At 59.8% G+C, this 16,860-nt stretch carries 13 protein-coding genes and 1 pseudogene; 7 read left to right on the forward strand and 7 right to left on the reverse strand.

All coding sequences use genetic code 11. From position 1 onward, the window contains the following. Positions 1-24: 24 nt before the first annotated feature. Together ISN39_RS11730 and ISN39_RS11735 are read right to left on the reverse strand one after the other, a co-directional pair. Positions 25-2,214 (reverse strand): anthranilate synthase, encoded by a 2,190-nt coding sequence (locus ISN39_RS11730; RefSeq protein WP_074069078.1) that lies wholly within the window; start codon positions 2,212-2,214, stop codon positions 25-27. A 262-nt stretch (positions 2,215-2,476) separates the two neighbouring features. Next, the gene (locus tag ISN39_RS11735) at positions 2,477-4,612 is read right to left on the reverse strand and encodes a TonB-dependent receptor (protein WP_194727609.1); all 2,136 of its coding nucleotides are present in this window, start codon (positions 4,610-4,612) and stop codon (positions 2,477-2,479) included. 279 nt (positions 4,613-4,891) lie between these two features. Between ISN39_RS11735 and ISN39_RS11740 the strand changes: the two genes are divergently transcribed. Beyond that, the gene (locus ISN39_RS11740) at positions 4,892-5,755 is read left to right on the forward strand and encodes an extensin family protein (RefSeq protein WP_194727610.1); all 864 of its coding nucleotides are present in this window, start codon (positions 4,892-4,894) and stop codon (positions 5,753-5,755) included. 54 nt (positions 5,756-5,809) lie between these two features. On the opposite strand, the gene ISN39_RS11745 is transcribed toward ISN39_RS11740, so the two are convergent. Beyond that, entirely contained in the window at positions 5,810-5,998 is a 189-nt protein-coding gene (locus ISN39_RS11745; protein ID WP_237361694.1) for a hypothetical protein, read from the reverse strand. A gap of 65 nt (positions 5,999-6,063) precedes the next feature. Beyond that, positions 6,064-7,740, reverse strand: coding sequence for a formate--tetrahydrofolate ligase (locus tag ISN39_RS11750; RefSeq protein WP_074069081.1), 1,677 nt, complete (start codon positions 7,738-7,740; stop codon positions 6,064-6,066). A 904-nt stretch (positions 7,741-8,644) separates the two neighbouring features. Between ISN39_RS11750 and ISN39_RS11760 the strand changes: the two genes are divergently transcribed. Both ISN39_RS11760 and ISN39_RS11765 read left to right on the forward strand, forming a co-directional pair. Beyond that, positions 8,645-9,370 (forward strand): LuxR C-terminal-related transcriptional regulator, encoded by a 726-nt coding sequence (locus tag ISN39_RS11760; protein WP_194727611.1) that lies wholly within the window; start codon positions 8,645-8,647, stop codon positions 9,368-9,370. 33 nt (positions 9,371-9,403) lie between these two features. Continuing rightward, positions 9,404-9,862: pseudogene (locus tag ISN39_RS11765) on the forward strand (diguanylate cyclase). 3 nt (positions 9,863-9,865) lie between these two features. On the opposite strand, the gene ISN39_RS11770 reads toward ISN39_RS11765, so the two are convergent. The 3 genes from ISN39_RS11770 to ISN39_RS11780 all read right to left on the reverse strand — a co-directional run bounded on the left by ISN39_RS11770 (position 9,866) and on the right by ISN39_RS11780 (position 12,860). Beyond that, a complete protein-coding gene (locus ISN39_RS11770; protein ID WP_074069083.1) occupies positions 9,866-10,993 on the reverse strand; it encodes a DUF2333 family protein in 1,128 nt (375 codons plus the stop codon). A gap of 141 nt (positions 10,994-11,134) precedes the next feature. Next, positions 11,135-12,205: a hypothetical protein gene (locus tag ISN39_RS11775; RefSeq protein ID WP_194727612.1), complete on the reverse strand. Its 1,071-nt coding sequence runs from the start codon at positions 12,203-12,205 to the stop codon at positions 11,135-11,137. A gap of 52 nt (positions 12,206-12,257) precedes the next feature. Next, the gene (locus tag ISN39_RS11780) at positions 12,258-12,860 is read right to left on the reverse strand and encodes a thymidine kinase (RefSeq protein ID WP_074069085.1); all 603 of its coding nucleotides are present in this window, start codon (positions 12,858-12,860) and stop codon (positions 12,258-12,260) included. Positions 12,861-13,095: 235 nt separating this feature from the next. Here ISN39_RS11780 and ISN39_RS11785 point away from each other — a divergent pair, with 235 nt between their 5' ends. From ISN39_RS11785 to ISN39_RS11800, 4 genes are all read left to right on the forward strand, one after another. Beyond that, positions 13,096-14,049 carry a choline ABC transporter substrate-binding protein gene (locus ISN39_RS11785; RefSeq protein WP_194727613.1) on the forward strand — a complete coding sequence of 318 codons (954 nt, stop codon included), beginning with the start codon at positions 13,096-13,098 and terminating at the stop codon, positions 14,047-14,049. A 78-nt stretch (positions 14,050-14,127) separates the two neighbouring features. Continuing rightward, entirely contained in the window at positions 14,128-14,973 is an 846-nt protein-coding gene (choW, locus tag ISN39_RS11790; protein WP_022714157.1) for a choline ABC transporter permease subunit, read from the forward strand. Next, the gene (gene choV, locus ISN39_RS11795; RefSeq protein WP_074069087.1) at positions 14,970-16,019 is read left to right on the forward strand and encodes a choline ABC transporter ATP-binding protein; all 1,050 of its coding nucleotides are present in this window, start codon (positions 14,970-14,972) and stop codon (positions 16,017-16,019) included. The genes choW and choV overlap by 4 nt, the downstream gene beginning before the upstream one ends. Positions 16,020-16,051: 32 nt before the next feature. Continuing rightward, positions 16,052-16,807 carry a pyridoxamine 5'-phosphate oxidase family protein gene (locus ISN39_RS11800; protein WP_194727614.1) on the forward strand — a complete coding sequence of 252 codons (756 nt, stop codon included), beginning with the start codon at positions 16,052-16,054 and terminating at the stop codon, positions 16,805-16,807. Positions 16,808-16,860: the final 53 nt, after the last annotated feature.

Genomic DNA, 16,860 nt, shown 5'->3' on the forward strand with positions numbered 1-16,860 from the left:
ACCGGCTGAAGTGCGGGCGTTCGCTCAAGCCGCCTTCGTCTTCGCCCTGCGCGCCAGATGCGCCACCACGTTCTCGATCATCCGCATGCCGGCGTCGCCGCCGAGCGTCATGATTGATTCCGGGTGGAACTGGACGGCGGCGATCGGCTCCTTCGCATGCTCGATGCCCATGATCGTGCCGTCCTCGCTTTCCGCCGTGATGATGAAATCGCGCGGCAGGGTCGAGGGATCGGCGAAGATCGAGTGATAGCGGCCGACCGTCACCTCTCTGGCGAGGCCCGAGAAGACGATGCCCGGCTCCAGCACCCGGATGCGCGACGGCTTGCCGTGCATCGGCAGCGCCAGATGGCGCAACTCGCCGCCATAGGCTTCGGCGAGCGCCTGTAGGCCGAGGCAGACGCCGAAGATCGGCAGGTTACGGGCGCGCGCCCTCTTGATCGTCGCCTTGCAATCGAAATCCTTCGGATTGCCAGGTCCCGGCGACAAGACGACGAGGTCCGGGTTCAGCCGGTCGAAAATCTCCTCCGGCACCGGCGTGCGCACGGTCGAAACCGTCGCTCCGGTCTGGCGGAAGTAATTGGCCAGGGTGTGGACGAAGCTGTCTTCATGGTCGATCAAGAGGATGTTGACGCCCTTGCCGACGGCGGCAACGTCGCGCTGGATCTTGCCGGCGTTGCCGGTCTTGGCATCGCGGATGGCAGAAAGCATAGCGGAGGCCTTCAGTTCGGTTTCGGCTTCTTCTTCGTGCGGGTCGGAATCGTTGAGAAGGGTCGCCCCTGCCCTGACTTCGGCGATGCCGTCCTTGATGCGCACGGTGCGCAGCGTCAGCCCGGTGTTCATGTCACCGTTGAAGCCGACCATGCCGATCGCCCCACCATACCACGCGCGCGGGCTCTTCTCATGGCTTTCGATGAAGCGCATCGCCCAGAGCTTCGGCGCACCGGTGACGGTGACGGCCCAGGCATGCGACAAGAAGCCGTCGAAGGCATCCATGTCATCACGCAAACGCCCCTCGATATGGTCAACGGTGTGGATGAGGCGCGAATACATCTCGATCTGCCGGCGGCCGATGACCTTGACCGAACCCGGCTCGCAGACGCGGCTCTTGTCGTTGCGGTCGACGTCCGAGCACATCGTCAGCTCGGATTCGTCCTTCTTGGAGTTGAGCAGCTTCAGTATCTGTTCGCTGTCGGCGATCGGGTCGTCGCCGCGCTTGATCGTGCCGGAGATCGGGCAGGTCTCGATGCGGCGGCCCGACACGCGCACGAACATTTCCGGCGAGGCGCCGACCAGATATTCCTGGTTTCCGAGGTTGATGAAGAAGGAATAGGGCGACGGATTGATCGCCTTCAACCGCTTGGAAATATCCGAAGGCTTGCTGTCGCAGCGCTCCATGAATTTCTGCCCCGGCACGACCTCGAAGAGATCGCCCTTGCGGAAGCTTTCCTTCGCCTTGACGACGAGTTCGGCATATTCGCCCGGCCGATGATCGCTCTTCGGCGGAATGGCGTCCGTCTGCTTGAAGGGCTCGGGCGCGATCTCGCCCTTCTTGCCCTCCGTCGTCAGGCCGTCTTTGGCGAAATCATAGCGGTCGATCCAGGCCTTGGCGGAATAATTGTCGACGACAAGGATTTCGTCCGGCAGGTAGAGCACCATGTCGCGCTGATCGGAAGGGCGCGTGAGCTTCAGATTGATCGCATCGAACTGGAAGGCGAGATCGTAGCCGAACGCGCCATAAAGGCCGAGGCTGGCGTCAGCCTGCGAATAAAAGAGGTCGGTGACCGAGCGCAGAACGGTGAAGACCGTCGGCATCTTCGAGCGTTCTTCTTCGGTGAAAACGCGATCGGGCATCTTCACCTTGAGATCGAGGCGGCGCGCGGTGGCAGCACCAAGCTCCAGCTCGGCAACGGTCTTGAGCCGCTCCGTCACGAAGCCGAGCAGCACTTCGCCGCGCTCGTTATAGGCTTCGATCCAGAGGTCGCGCCCGAAAGAGGAGATGCCGAGCGGCGGATCGACGACGGCCGTGTCCCAGCGTGTGTAACGACCCGGATATTCGTAGTTGGAGGAAAAGACCGCGCCGCGACGCTCATCGAGCTTGTCGACATAGGAGACCACCGCATCGGCATAGGGGATCGCCCTGCGCTGCCGGGTAACGGTAACGCCGCCCCTCGTCTCGTAGATTTCCGCACCATCGTCCCGAAGGATCGTTACCATTGTTCCACTCCGTTATCGGGGCCTGGACGACAGGCGGCCATTAAAAACAAAAAAAGCCGCCTCGAAGTCTCGGGCGGCTCACTCGTCGTCTTTGAACACGATTGGTCGAGGCCGCCTCAGCGAGCCCACCACCAAACAGCAATGTTCAACGACGTCTTCATGGGAGGATTGTTAGCGTGAGATTGGGGCAAGCGCAAGAGCGGTTTTAAGCGGGTTCGCTTTCGCCGGCTGGCACCAGTTGAAGCGAACCCGCAAAGTCGAACTACCAGTCGAGCTGCTTGCTCAAAGTGATCTTGAACGTGCGCCCCTTGGCGTAATCGTTAGACGTATTTTCCCGATAGTATTGATCGAAGAGATTGTTGACGCTGGCCTGGACCTGCCATCCCTGCATCTCACCGCTCTGCGGCCTCCAGGAGGCGAAGATATCCACGGTCGTCCAATCAGGCGCCGGCACGACGAGATGGTTGGGCGTGGAACCGGAGGATGCAGCCGTTCCGCGGACGCTGTTCTGCGCCTCGAAGGCATGCGTTACGCGGGTGCCATATTCGATGTCGCGCTCGGGAAGCCGGCCGCCCAGGGTGAAGGCGATCTTGTGGGCCGGCACGGTCGGCAGCGGCTTGTTGTAGTTCACCCCATCGCTGCGGTCCTGGCCCTGCGTGCCGGTATAGGCAAGCTTGGCGAAGGCGTAGTCCGATTCGTACGCCCCTTCGACTTCGACGCCATAGATGCGGGCCTTGCCGACATTGTAGAAATAGGAGGACGCGCCCGTGCCCGTGGTAGCGATGAGATTCTCCAGGTCATTGTAAAAGGCGGTCGTCTTGAAACTGATGTTGTCGCCCGCCTGGAATATGTCATCCCGTGTTGCTGTAAAGCCGACTTCGTAGTTATTGGACTTTTCCTTCTTGAGGTCCAGGCTTGTTCCTTTGCTCCAGGTGTAGAGCTCATCCAACGTCGGCAGACGTTCGGTGTGGGCAATCGATCCAAAAACGCCGAATTCGTCGGTGAGCTTGTAATGCGCGGCAAGCTTGGGCGAGAAAGCCTGATCGTTGACGTCGACGGCATTGCTGAAAGCCGCCGTGGAATCGCCGGGCTCTCTCCAGACGAAGTCGCCGCGAACGCCGCCGATGATGGTCAGCCGCTCGTCATAGACGAATTCGTTCTGCACGAAGAGTCCGACCTTGTTGTCGGTGCCCTCGGGATGTGTGGCGATCGCACCGGGCGTCGGGCTGGTCGCAAGCGGCGAATCCGCGGTGCGGTCCTGATGGCTCAGTTGGGTGCCGTAAGTCAGGTAGTTTACCCAGCTATCGCCGGAGAACTCGGACGTATTCTGGAGATTGGCCTGCCATGTCCGGTAGCCGTAATCGGCATCGATGATGTTCGAAAAACCGCCGAGCGTTCCATCGCTCTGGTCAACCGAAGTATCAGAGTATGAGAGACTGGCCTTGAGGTCGAGCCACGGATTGTCGCTGACGGGATTTTCGTAGCTCAGTACCGCGGTATCATCGATTACATGGCGGTCGACAGTACCGAATGCGGCCTGTGTGCCGGTCTGTGCATAGTCCTGGTCGTTAGCATCGCTGTCCCAATGCTGATAGGACAAGCGCACCGTTTGCTCGTCGCCATCGCCGAAATGGAAAGTCCCTTTGGCAAGACCTGACCACGACTGGAAGTCGGAGCCCGACAGGTCGGTGCCGTCTCCCAACTCGAATTGGCTGGACCCACGCTTGTTCAGCATGCCGAGGAATTCGGCGCCTTCGTTGAAGCGATGCGCGAAAATAGACGAGCCGAGGTAGCCGTTGCCATTTGTTTCATAGCTGCTCTTGAGCCTGAGAGCATTGTCATAACCCTCCTGCAGAAAGTCGGAGGCATCCTTGGTGGTGAAGTTGATGACGCCGCCGAGGGCACCGGCGCCGTAAAGCGTTGAAGAGGCCGGTCCGCGCAGCACCTCCACGGACTTGTAGAGTTCAGGGTCCGAGAAGAACGATCCCATCCGGTACTGTTCGTAGAATTTCTGGGCTCCGTCCACATTCACCACGATGCGCGAGCCGTCGGCGGAATCCTCGGTGGAGCCGATGCCGCGGATATTGAACGCCTCGCCGAAGACACGGTCGCTGCCGGCAATGGAGACGCCAGGCACATCCTTGAAGATATCCCCGATCGTTTCAGCCTGGAGGTCATCGATATCCTTTTGGTCGAGAACGGTAACGGCCTGCGGCGTATCGATGGCGATCTTTCGCTGCCCTGCACCGACGACGATCTTTTTAAGGGGCGTTACGCGATCCGTCTTTTGGGAAGCCGCCTCCTCTTCCTGGCTTTGCGAATACGCCGGGAACCCAGCGCCAAAGACGAACAGTGTAGTGCAAGCCAAAAGAACGGCGCGCGAATTGCGGACAATCATTAAACCAACCCTCTAGGATGAATAGCTACCGGGCTGGCTGGTCGGTGCGCGTCCGGCGCTCGAGGGGCTGGCTAGGCTTTTCGGATTTGCGGCGGGACCCAACATTCCGCCTTCTTCCTGCCGCATAAAAAACATGAGTATGATTGTCAATATAAACGCTCGGTTTATCTTGAATTCAATTATCAAGTTTTAAGGATGTCCGGGAACGTTGCGAAATTGCAACGAAATCCGCCCTCATGCGTTGCCCCTTTTCCATCGGCAGCCATGGACGGTTGAAGCTTGAAGAACATCGCAATTGCAGCGGCCACCGCAACCCTGATTATCCTCACTGGCGCAAGCCTCCCAGACAAAGGTCCCATCCCGCACAAAAAGCCGCAGATTGCCGGCGAAGCCACAACACCGGCAGAAACGACGCCAACCCCCGAACGGAGGCCATCAACCGTTAACGATGTACAGAGCACGCCCGCCCCTCAAAACGAGACGCCTTCGGAGGCGGCAAAGCCGCAGGACAAGAAGCCGGAGAAGTTCGGCCCGCCGGCGCCCGGCACGTTGGAAGCTCAGAACCTGACCATCGAAGCGGAAAGCGATGCCGATCACGCGGAATGCGTGAGGCAATTGCAGGCGCTTGGCGCCGTCTTCAAGGATATTCCGCGCATCGATGACGGCCACGGCTGCGGCATCGACAAGCCGATCAGTCTTGTGGAGGTGCTTCCCGGCATCAAGGTGAAGCCGGAAGCGACATTGCGCTGTCCGGCGGCTCTGGCGCTTGCCCGCTGGATGAAGGAGAGCGTCGTTCCAGCCGCCACCGCCGCCGCGAAGGAACAGGGCCGGATCACGGCGGTCAATCAGGCGTCGTCTTACCTCTGTCGCCTGCGCAACGGCGCGGCGAGAGGAAAGATTTCCGAACATGCCCGCGGCAACGCCATCGATATTGCAAGCTTCGGTTTCGAAAAGGGCGATGACATCGCGGTCAAGCCGCGCCGGGAAGATCCCACCCTCACCGGCGCCTTCCAGCGCACAGTCAGCGCCTCCGGCTGCCTCTATTTTTCCACCGTGCTCGACCCCGAAAGCGATAGCGCGCATGAGACGCATTTCCACATGGACGTGCTGCAGCGCAAGGGAGGATTTCGTTATTGCCACTAGCGTGCGTCGCGAGTGCGCCAATATCTAGAGCTGGTTGCCGAGCCGATCGCCGCTTCAGTTGTCCGCACGTCGCGTGCACACATACGGCTTCTTGACGCAGGCAATCTTTGGCGTGGAGCATTCGGCCTTGCCGTCGACCATGGCGCAGATCGAGCACTGGTCGCTGAACTCCAAGCAGCCAGGGGTGTTCTTGATGAAATCCGCCATGCTCTGCTCCTCGGCAGACGGCGGATCGGCGGCCATTGGACCATTCGCTGCAGACAGCGAAAGGACCGCCACTGCGGTGAAAATAAAGCTTCGCAGCAAATTCAAAACAACCCCTCGATATAACCCTGCTCATTCAGGAATATCCGCTCGGCGGATGGCGATTTCGGTAACCCCGGCATTGTCATGATTTCGCCTGTGATGACGACGACGAACCCGGCGCCTGCCGAAAGCCGAACTTCGCGCACCGGCACGATATGGCCCTCGGGCGCGCCGCGAAGGTTCGGATCTGTCGAAAAGGAATACTGCGTCTTCGCCATGCAGACAGGCAGGTTGCCGTAGCCTTGCTCCTCCCAGACGATGAGCTGATCGCGAACCGCCTTGTCCGCCGTCACCTCGCCGGCGTGATAGATCTTCGAAGCAACGATTTCGATCTTTTCGAACAGCGGCACGCTGTCGGCATAAAGCGGCTCGAATCTCGCCTGGCCGGATTCTGCCAGTTCCACCACCTTGTAGGCGAGATCCTCGATACCAGCCGAGCCTTCCGCCCAGTGGCGGCAGAGGATCGCTTCGGCGCCGTGGCGAGCAACGTATTCCTGGACGGCCGCGATTTCCTTATCCGTGTCCGAAACGAAATGGTTGATCGCGACCACCACCGGAACGCCGAATTTCCGCACATTCGCGAGATGCCGCCCGAGGTTCGAACAACCCTTGACGAGTGCTATGACGTTTTCTGCCGCCAGATCCTCCTTCTTCACGCCACCGTTCATCTTCAGCGCGCGCACCGTGGCAACGATCACCGCCGCATCGGGCTTCAGCCCCGCCTTGCGGCACTTGATGTCGAAGAATTTCTCTGCGCCAAGATCGGCCCCGAATCCCGCCTCGGTCACGACATAATCGCCGAGCTTCAGCGCCGTCTTCGTCGCAATCACCGAGTTGCAGCCATGGGCGATATTCGCGAACGGTCCGCCATGGACGAAAGCCGGATTGTTCTCCAGCGTCTGGACAAGGTTCGGCTGCATCGCGTCTTTCAGGAGCACCGCCATTGCACCGTCCGCCTTCAGATCGCGGGCATAGACTGGCGTCTTGTCGCGGCGATAGCCGATGATGATGTTGCCGAGGCGGGCTTCCAGATCCTTGAGGTCTGTCGCCAGGCAGAGGATCGCCATGACTTCTGAAGCGACGGTGATGTCGAAGCCGTTCTGGCGCGGAAAGCCATTGGCAACGCCGCCAAGCGAAGACACCATTTCGCGCAGCGCCCGATCGTTCATGTCCATCACGCGGCGCCAGGTCACGCGGCGCAGGTCGATGTCCAGCTCGTTGCCCCAGTAGATATGGTTGTCGATCATCGCGGCGAGCAGGTTGTGCGCGGCGGTGACCGCATGGAAATCGCCGGTGAAATGCAGGTTGATGTCTTCCATTGGGATGACCTGCGCATAACCGCCGCCGGCAGCACCACCCTTGACGCCGAAGCATGGCCCGAGTGACGCTTCGCGGATGCATACGACGGCTTTCTTGCCGATCCGGTTGAGGCCGTCGCCGAGGCCGACGGTGGTCGTCGTCTTGCCTTCGCCCGCCGGTGTCGGGTTGATGGCGGTGACAAGAATCAGCCTGCCATCCTTCTTCCCTGCCTGCGCGGCGATGAACTCCGCGCGGACCTTCGCTTTGTCGTGACCATAAGGCGCGAGATGTTCTGCCGGGATGCCGAGCGTCGCGCCGATCTCGAAAATGGGCTTCTTCGTTGCCGCACGCGCAATTTCGATGTCGGATTTGATGGCCACGCTGGTCTCCCCGGGAGCTTATGCTTCTGCCCCCGGAAACATGCCGCGATCCCCGCGCCGGAAACAAGACCCCGGACGCCGCTTTTTCATTGCCTCCACCACAATCGTACGTCACTCATGGACCCAACTTTCGAGAGCGTTATTCTTTGAAATTTGCGTTAAAGTGCAGACGCTTTCTCCCAAGGAAAACGGGAAAGAATCGTGAATCTCGTCATCTTGCTGCGACGGCACCTGGAACACACCGGACGCCACGGAAATCGGCGTGCCGAGCCCGACCAATGTCGTTAAGCTGCATAAAGCGCTGGCGCCATCAGATGCCGAGGGGATGGAACAGAAGGCTTGTTATTACCAAGGCGCCAGGGCGACACGTGATGGGACAAGGCGCTCGGCACCGGCAAGGGGGGACACGGTCGGCTCGCTTGGCATTCCCGATGACATGGTGTTTTTCAACCTTGCGTTGCTTCCTACTGCCGCCGCGTTGACAGAGAGCACCTGTTCGAGCGCGAAGTTGCAGATAGTCGGGGCCGCCCCTTGACGCGCGACGTTTCGATGCCTTCTCGGACGCCGTGAAACATTCAGACGACGTCATGGAGTGCCACATGGTCAAAGGCGGCTTCGTTTACGTCAAGGCACGCGCCGCTGGGCATGGAGACCCACCGGCAATTTCTTTCCGAAGTGATTCTGCCGCTGCCGGCGTGCGGAAACCCGCACTGATGCAGTAATAGAAGAAGTAAAGTCGGCCGGACTGCTACCTGTATAATATTAAACACAACCAGAGAGCGTGGCAGTGTGGTTAATTTTTAACAGTATGATTTAATCAGCGTATCCCAAGTCAATTAGGGCTAGCGTGACCGGCAATTAGCGTATTTGATAGCTTAAACATGAAGGCAAGGCGGGGCGCATTATGTCTTACATGACTACCTCCGAAAGGCAGTCACTTTTATCGGCAGAATTGGCATCGGCGCGAACGCGCGCTCTTTTTGTCCAGGCCTTGCACAGGATTGCAGATGCTTTTGGATTTGCCCATTATACGCTGATGAATAAGCCGTCCGCGGAAGACCTTTTTCTCAAACCGCTAGTAATCGAAACCTCGCTGACGGGCACGTATCTCAGAGAATTCGACCGCGCTCATACATTGCGCGCTTTTCCTTTTTCGACAGTGCTCGGAGAGTCCGTCGCCCCGCAAAAATGGAATCTCTCTGACCCCCCAACCTCTGAGATGTTTCGTTGCGAACTTCGCAGCCTGATGCTCCAGCACAAAATGCCGGTCAGCGTCGTTTTGCCGGTCAATGGGGCAGACGGCAAACGGCTGGTTTTCTGGTTCGCAGGCGACCGCGCACCGCTCAGCCAGAGCGAGATGAACGAACTCACGGCGATCGTGCTTCACGCCTTCGACGCCTACAGTGCGGTCAAGCGCAACGAAGACAGCACCTATCACGCGCTTTCCGCCCGCGAGCTCGAAGTCGTTCGCTGGACCGCCCAGGGCAAGACCTCCGTGGAAATCGGCCAGATCCTCGCCCTCTCCGATCATACCGTGAACGCCTACATGACGAACGCCATCAAAAAACTTGATTGCGTGAACCGCACACAGTTGGTTGCAAAGGCTATCCGATTAAAGCTCATCACCTGAGAAACGATAAGAGAACCAGCGCGTAAACCTCACATAGGAGGGAACGCGCCTCTTCGATTCGATCAGCCGGGACTCCACAAGAAAGAGCGTCGGGCGACCATATCGGCATCAGCGATGCTGAAAGCGTTCGACTTGTTTGCGCCCCCCGCCCTTCGGTTACTGGCGCATGGACATCGAGACAGCGCATTTCTTTGGCACTGAAGACGTCCATGCCATCTTCGACCTGCCATACACGCCCGGTGCCGAAAATCTTGTCGACTTGCTTTCACGGCTCCATGAAGAGGACCGCATCCTGATCGCGCAGACCTTCAAGCACGAGAGTCTGCACAAGGTTGGATTTCACCATGCTACAGGGTCGATAACCGGCACGGCGGCTACAAGATGGCGAGATTGATCAGGCATTTGTGCGGCCACGAGATCGTCGGCCTCACCTACGAATTCGTCGAACCGCTTCGCATTGCGGAGATCGAAGACAATTCGCCTCGGTCCTGACGATCAGCGGTCGAGGACGGAACGCATCTCCACGAGGTTAGACCGGACCCGTAGGATGTAGAAGCCCATTGTCGCCAGATGGCTCGGCATGATCCAGCCGTCCTCGCGGCCATTAGAAATGATCGCCGGCTGGATGCGCAGGGCCGCTTGAAACTGCTTTGTCGTGCCGCTCCAGATGGCGCCAAGATTGCGCTCGGCCACCACCTGCGAAAAGTCCGACTGTGCTGCCGAAAGGATGGCGTAATAGGCATAGAGCTGCCCGTAGGCGAACCAGAAACGGTCATCAGCACGCGTGTCGAACCAGCCGCGATTGTGATTTTCCGAGCGCTCCGCCAGCATGTCGGACGTGCCGCCGAGATCGTTGGCAATGCGGTCGATGAACTGGATGAGGTTGTCCGCACGGCCGTCAAAAACAGCGTTGCAGCTGGCAAGGTCGGTATTGAACTTGCGCAGGCTGCCGATGGCCGAACGATAGTAGCTCGGCGTCGGCGTCTTCGGCCCGAACGGATTGAGCCCGAAATACCAGCTGTATTCGTCGAATTGCAGATTGCCGCGGGCGTTCTGAAGATCGTTGTTGATGCCGGAGGTGCCGCGCACGCGCCCGAGCGTATCGACAAGCTCGGCCGATGTCCGCCTCGCCGCCTGATTGACTCCGCGCTGGAAGGACGCCTTGTTGTCGAGGAACGGCGTATGATCCCAGTCGATGCCGAAAAGCCCGAGCCGGTAGAGCAGCATGGACGATATCCATGCGTTCTGGTTGACGTTGAAGTCGGTCAGATCGGCAGCGACATCGACGATCGCAGAACGCTGGCAGGTCTTGGCCGCAGGTGCTGCACCGCCGGCAACCGGCAGTTCCTGGCCGGCCGGAACCTTGCGCTCCGAAAGACGGTACTGGTCGACGAAGGACGGATTGAAATTCGACCAGACCTGCGTCTGCCAGAAGAAATACGCGTAAAGGACGGCAAGCAGCGCCGCGAGCGCAATGATGGGAATTCGGATCATCCACGTCCGGCGCTGGTACCAGCCATGAGCGGCAAGGAAGGGCCAGAACGCCCAGGCGGCAAGGAGGCTGAACCAGCGGGCGATCGTGCGGCCGATCAGCCTGAAGAAACCGGCGATCCGGTCGAGCATGCCCTTCTCCTAGCAGAACGTCAGAAATTTCTGCTTTCACATATGTGTTTGCTCGATCGAGCACAACATGAAGGAGAGATTTTTAACGGATCGCGCGGGCCAGAAAGGACAGGGATCGCGATTATTGCCTTTAAGACGTCATCAAGAGCGCAGGAAGCGCAGTCTGAACCTCGAAGGCTTTTGCGTCAGGTCGATGATCGGGGCATCGGCCGCGTCGTGGCTTTCGGCAAAAGCCGCAAACTTCCGGGCGAAGGCCGCATCTGCTGCCGCCTTGCGCAGTCCGATTTCCTGCGGAACCAGCATGCCTTTTTCGAAGAGCGAGATCGGCCCGGCGATATGCGGAAACAGCTCCTGCGTTATCTTCCGTTTCGAACCCGGTGCGTCGGCATCCACCTGCGCCTGATAGATGATCAGTCGCTCTTCCGTATCGATCGAAAGCTTGCGGGCCAAGGCGTTGCAAAGACCGATCTGGCTGTTCAACCCGTCGACAAACGCCTGGAACATTGTAATGAAGCGTTCGCGGCGCTGGCTTTCGTGGCGCATCGTCTGCTCTTCTTCGGCGATCTTGTCGGCCTGCGCCTTGAGCGCGCGCCGCTCCTCCTCCATTCGCTCCCATTCGGTCTTGCCGCCGTAAAGGCCGATACGCCCCTGCGTCGTCAGTGCTTTTGCGTTCAGCTCCTTCATGCGCAGCCGCGCAATATCGATGGCATCGACAAGGAGCCGGCGCTGCCCGACAATCGTGACAACGCCGCGCTCAGCCGCCTTGTGGCAGGCAAGCGCGAATTCGCGGTGGCTGCCGACCAATCCCGCAATAATGTTCGATTTCGACAGCAGGTCGAGCAGCCGCTCGATCACGGGGGCCGCGCGCACGCGCTGACTGTGGAGGTGCCACATGCGCTGCCTCGAAAACCAGCCGGTCAGCTTCTCGCGCGCGGTCAGGCCGCGGAAACTGTCCAGATCCGCCGAAACCTCCGCCGTCATGCGGTCGAGGCCGGCCACCATTTCGCCAAGCAGCCCATCGAACTCCAGGCGCGCTGTGGCAAAAGCCTGGAACCGATCGCGCTGCGCCAGAAACGCCTCGTCGTCAGATTGCGCTCCGTTGCGCGCAAAGTCCTCGATGAAGGCAGCGCACGCGGCTGCGTCGGCGCGCAGGGTTGAGACAAGCGCATCGGCTGCTTCAAATAGACTGTCGAACGAGGGAGCTTTGCGCACCGGCTTCTCCAGAGAATCTCCGAGCCTAGCCTAGCCGCTCGGAGGCCGAAGCTCAAACCGCCTCGGCGCGCCATTCGCCGTTCATTGCATCGTCCCAATGCCTGCGGCAGAGCGATACATATTTCTCGTTGCCGCCGACTTCGATCTGCGCGCCCTCGCGCGCAACCTCGCCGTCAGCACCGAGCCGCACGACCATTGTCGCCTTGCGGCCGCAATGGCAGATGGTGCGCACCTCGCGCATCTCGTCTGCAATCGCCAGCAGTTCCTCGGAAGCTGGAAACAGCTTGCCCTGGAAGTCGGTGCGAAGCCCGTAGACCATGACCGGTATGTTCAGCCGATCTACCACGCGGGCGAGTTGCCAGACATGCTCGCGCGTCATGAAATTCGCTTCGTCGACGAAGATGCACGCGATCGGGCCGCCCTCGCCGCTCAATTCCTTGATGAGCCCGAAAAGATCGGTATGCCCCTCGAAAGCGATCGCGCTCGCTTCCAGCCCGATGCGCGAACCGATGATACCCTTGCCGGTGCGCTCGTCGAAGGCCGCGATCAAAAGCACGGTGCGCATGCCGCGTTCCTGGTAATTATAGGACGCCTGCAGCAGCATGGTCGATTTGCCGGCGTTCATGGTAGAGTAGTTGAAATAGAGTTTTGCCATCGTTTTCTCCGCATTTTGCTTCTTGAAAGCTCGAATCGGCAAAGAAAAGACCGCAGAATCGATAATCACAGGAAATCCGGAGGCAAAAATCGTAAAATGCCCGGGAAACCGGCCGTGTCATGAAAAATGCGACACGTCGCATTCGGGGTAGCCAATGCGGCGCAAACACACTGAGGTCGCTTGTAAATGTCCGCTATTGATGCTTGGCTTGGGAACCAAAGACTGGGAGTCTAAAATGAAAACAACAAGCGCATTCAAACTGACCACCGCCACTGCAGTTGCCGCACTTTCCATCGCAACCGCATCATTTGCCGCAGAACCCGAAAGTTGCTCGACCGTCCGTTTCTCGGACGTAGGCTGGACGGACATTACCGCAACCACCGCCGCCGCTGCGGTCGTTCTGGAGAGCCTCGGCTACGAGCCGGACGTCAAGGTCCTCTCCGTACCGGTCACCTATCAGTCGCTGAAGAACAAGGACATCGATGTGTTCCTCGGCAACTGGATGCCGGCACAACAGAAGGACGTCCAACCTTATCTCGACGACAAGTCGGTTGAATCCATCGGAGCCAATCTCGAAGGTGCCAAGTACACGCTTGCCACCAACGCCAAGGGCGCCGAACTGGGCATCAAGGACTTCAGCGACATCGGCAAGCACAAGGACGCCCTTGACGGCAAGATCTACGGGATCGAACCGGGCAACGACGGCAACCGCCTTGTCATGACCCTGATCGAGAAGAACGAGATGGGAATGGGCGGACTTGAAGTCGTCGAGTCCTCCGAACAGGGTATGCTGGCGCAGGTTGCCCGCGCCGAAAAGGACGGTAAGCCGGTCGTATTCCTCGGTTGGGCACCTCATCCGATGAACGAGAACTTCAAGATGACCTACCTGACGGGTGGCGACACCACCTTCGGCCCCAACTTCGGCGGCGCGACGGTCTACACCAACACCCGCGCAGGCTACGTCACCGAATGCCCGAACGTCGGCAAGTTCGTGTCCAACTTGAAGTTTAGCTTGGAGATGGAAAACCAGATCATGGGCAAGATCCTCAATGATGGTGAGGATCCGCAGGTCGCGGCAACCGAATGGCTGAAGGCAAATCCGACGGCAGTCGAGCCATGGCTCGCCGGCGTCACGACCAAGGACGGCAAGGACGCCGCCGCGGCCGTCAAGTCCGGCCTCGGCCTCTGAATCTGATGAACGGGGCGGCCCACGCGCCGCCCCTTTTTGTTTCATCCTGATCTCTGCTCTTTCGGATAGGCGCGCTCCTTGAACTGGATCACCGATTACAAAATCCCTATTGGCCCCGTCGCCAAATCCACCGTCGACTGGCTGACGTCGAGCGGCGAATGGTTTTTCGACAGGCTAGCCTTCGCTCTCTCGCACGTGATCGGCGCATTGCTCTTCATCCTGCAGGCGCCACATCCGCTGATCGTGCTCCTCGCCATCACGGCGATTGCCTATTGGCTCCGTCGCTCGATCGGCGTTGCGGTCTTCACCTTGCTCGGTTTGCTGCTGATCATGAACCAGGGCTACTGGAAGGAGACGACAGAAACGCTGGCGCTCGTTCTCGCCTCCACATTCGTCAGCATGGCGATTGGCATTCCGCTCGGCATTGCCGGGGCAAGACGCGCCTGGGTCTTCTCCATCATGCGTCCCGTGCTCGATCTGATGCAGACGATCCCGACATTCGTCTACCTGATCCCCGCACTCATACTCTTCGGCCTCGGCATGGTGCCAGGCCTGATCGCAACCGTGATCTTTGCCATCCCTGCACCAATCCGTCTGACCCGCCTCGGCATCATCTCGACACCGCCCTCCCTCGTCGAGGCAGCCGAGTCCTTTGGCGCAACCCCGACGCAGGTGCTGCGCAAGGTCGAGCTGCCCTTCGCGATGCCGCAGATCATGGCCGGCCTCACGCAGACGATCATGCTGTCGCTATCGATGGTGGTCATCGCTGCGCTCGTCGGCGCCGATGGCCTTGGAAAGCCCGTCGTTCGCGCACTGAACACGGTGAATGTCTCCATGGGCTTCCAGGCCGGTCTCTGTATCGTCATCTTGGCGATCATTCTCGACCGCATGTTCCGCACGGCAGGCGAAGGAGACGGCGCATGACCTCGGTCCGCTTCGACAATGTCAGCATCATCTTCGGCGACAAGCCGCAAACGGCCCTCTCTCTCGTCGATCAGGGAAAGACCCGCGACGAGATCGGCGCCGCAACCGGTCTCGTTCTCGGCGTCGCCGATGCCTCGCTCACGATCGAGGAAGGCGAAATCCTCGTGCTTATGGGCCTTTCCGGCTCAGGCAAATCGACGCTGCTGCGCGCCGTCAACGGCCTCGCTCCCGTCGTGCGCGGCAAGGTTTCAGTTTCCTCGGCAACTGGCCCGGTAGATCCCTATGCATGCAGCCCGAAGGCGCTGCGCGATCTGCGGATGCACACCGTCTCCATGGTGTTTCAGCAGTTCGCATTGCTGCCCTGGCGGACGGTTGCGGAGAATGTCGGCTTCGGCCTCGAACTTGCCGGCATGCCGGACGCCGAGCGCAAGAAACGGGTCGAGGAGCAGCTTGAACTCGTCAACCTGACGAAGTGGGCGGACCGCAAGGTCAACGAGCTCTCCGGCGGCATGCAGCAGCGTGTCGGCCTCGCCCGCGCCTTTGCGACCGGCGCGCCGATCCTGCTCATGGACGAGCCGTTCTCCGCGCTCGACCCGCTGATCCGCACCCGCCTTCAGGACGAGCTTCTCGAATTCCAGCGGCGCTTGAAGAAGACGATCCTCTTCGTCAGCCACGATCTCGACGAGGCCTTCCGCATCGGCAACCGCATCGCCATCATGGAGGGCGGGCGCATCATCCAGTGCGGCACGCCGCAGGATATCGTCAAAAACCCTGCCGATCAGTATGTCGCCGATTTCGTCCAGCACATGAATCCGATCAGCATGCTGACGGCGCAGGATGTGATGCAACCGGGCCTTGGCCATGCGGCGGGGGCGAGCGTCAGCGCCACGGCGCGCGCCCAAACGCCGCTCGTCGATATTCTCGACGCGCTCGCCCGCCAGCCAGGCAGCATCGGGGTCGTCGAGAACGGCGCCATCATCGGCACGATTTCGGCTCAGGATGTCGTTACCGGCCTGACCCAGCACCGGCGCAAAGAACAGGCTTGATCCCGCGGTCTGCTTCCGTCAAGAAAGTGGACATGAAAGATCAGGCTTCCGTACTCAGGGAAACGGACGAAGAAGCGCGCAAGCTCGCGCGCGTTCTTTTGCGTTCCGCCCGCTATGGTGCTCTTGCCGTGCTCGACCCCGCGACCGGCTTTCCGTTTGCGAGCCGCGTTCTGCTCGGCACGGATATCGACGGCGTGCCTGTCATCCTCGTTTCGGCGCTGTCGACGCATACTAAGGCGCTGGAGGCCGACCCGCGCGCGTCCCTCTTGACTGGCGAACCCGGCAGCGGCGATCCCCTTGCGCATCCGCGGCTCACCATCCGATGCATTGCCGAACCGGTCGAGCACGGAAACGCCGTTCACCAGCGCATCCGCACCCGTTTCCTCGACCGGCATGCGAAGGCGAAGCTCTATATCGACTTCCCGGACTTCCGCTTCTTCCGTCTCGTTCCGCAGTCGGCAAGCCTCAATGGCGGCTTCGGCCGCGCCTATCTTCTGGAAGGTACCGACCTCATGATTCTCTCGCCCGCGAACGAGGCCGTTGCCGCGCAGGCAGCGCAGACAGTGCGAGATTTAGTAGAGGAGCATGCCGACCTGTCCGAAGCGCTTGCGAAGCTTTTTAAGGCGCCGGGGGATGCGGGATGGCGCATATGTGGAGTGGATTGCGCAGGGTTCGACGCTATTTCCGGTGATTTGCTCAACCGTTGCGAATTTGAGTCACCCATCGAGAATGCGACGGACATTAAGTCACACATATCTAAAATAGCATACTCGCTACGTGAAATTTAGGTATATACAATCTTCCGGACCAGTTGCTACGTTTTGAACGTCCGCCAACCCCG

Source organism: Rhizobium sp. 007, assembly GCF_015353075.1.
Taxonomy (GTDB): Bacteria; Pseudomonadota; Alphaproteobacteria; order Rhizobiales; family Rhizobiaceae; genus Rhizobium.

Excerpts from the sequence above, each read along its gene's own strand:
- choV (WP_074069087.1), top strand. The coding sequence starts at position 14,970 with ATGACCTCGGTCCGCTTCGACAATGTCAGCATCATCTTCGGCGACAAG.
- ISN39_RS11760 (WP_194727611.1), top strand. The coding sequence starts at position 8,645 with ATGTCTTACATGACTACCTCCGAAAGGCAGTCACTTTTATCGGCAGAA.
- ISN39_RS11730 (WP_074069078.1), bottom strand. The coding sequence starts at position 2,214 with ATGGTAACGATCCTTCGGGACGATGGTGCGGAAATCTACGAGACGAGG.
- ISN39_RS11800 (WP_194727614.1), top strand. The coding sequence starts at position 16,052 with ATGAAAGATCAGGCTTCCGTACTCAGGGAAACGGACGAAGAAGCGCGC.
- ISN39_RS11745 (WP_237361694.1), bottom strand. The coding sequence starts at position 5,998 with ATGGCCGCCGATCCGCCGTCTGCCGAGGAGCAGAGCATGGCGGATTTC.
- ISN39_RS11785 (WP_194727613.1), top strand. The coding sequence starts at position 13,096 with ATGAAAACAACAAGCGCATTCAAACTGACCACCGCCACTGCAGTTGCC.
- ISN39_RS11770 (WP_074069083.1), bottom strand. The coding sequence starts at position 10,993 with ATGCTCGACCGGATCGCCGGTTTCTTCAGGCTGATCGGCCGCACGATC.
- ISN39_RS11735 (WP_194727609.1), bottom strand. The coding sequence starts at position 4,612 with ATGATTGTCCGCAATTCGCGCGCCGTTCTTTTGGCTTGCACTACACTG.
- ISN39_RS11780 (WP_074069085.1), bottom strand. The coding sequence starts at position 12,860 with ATGGCAAAACTCTATTTCAACTACTCTACCATGAACGCCGGCAAATCG.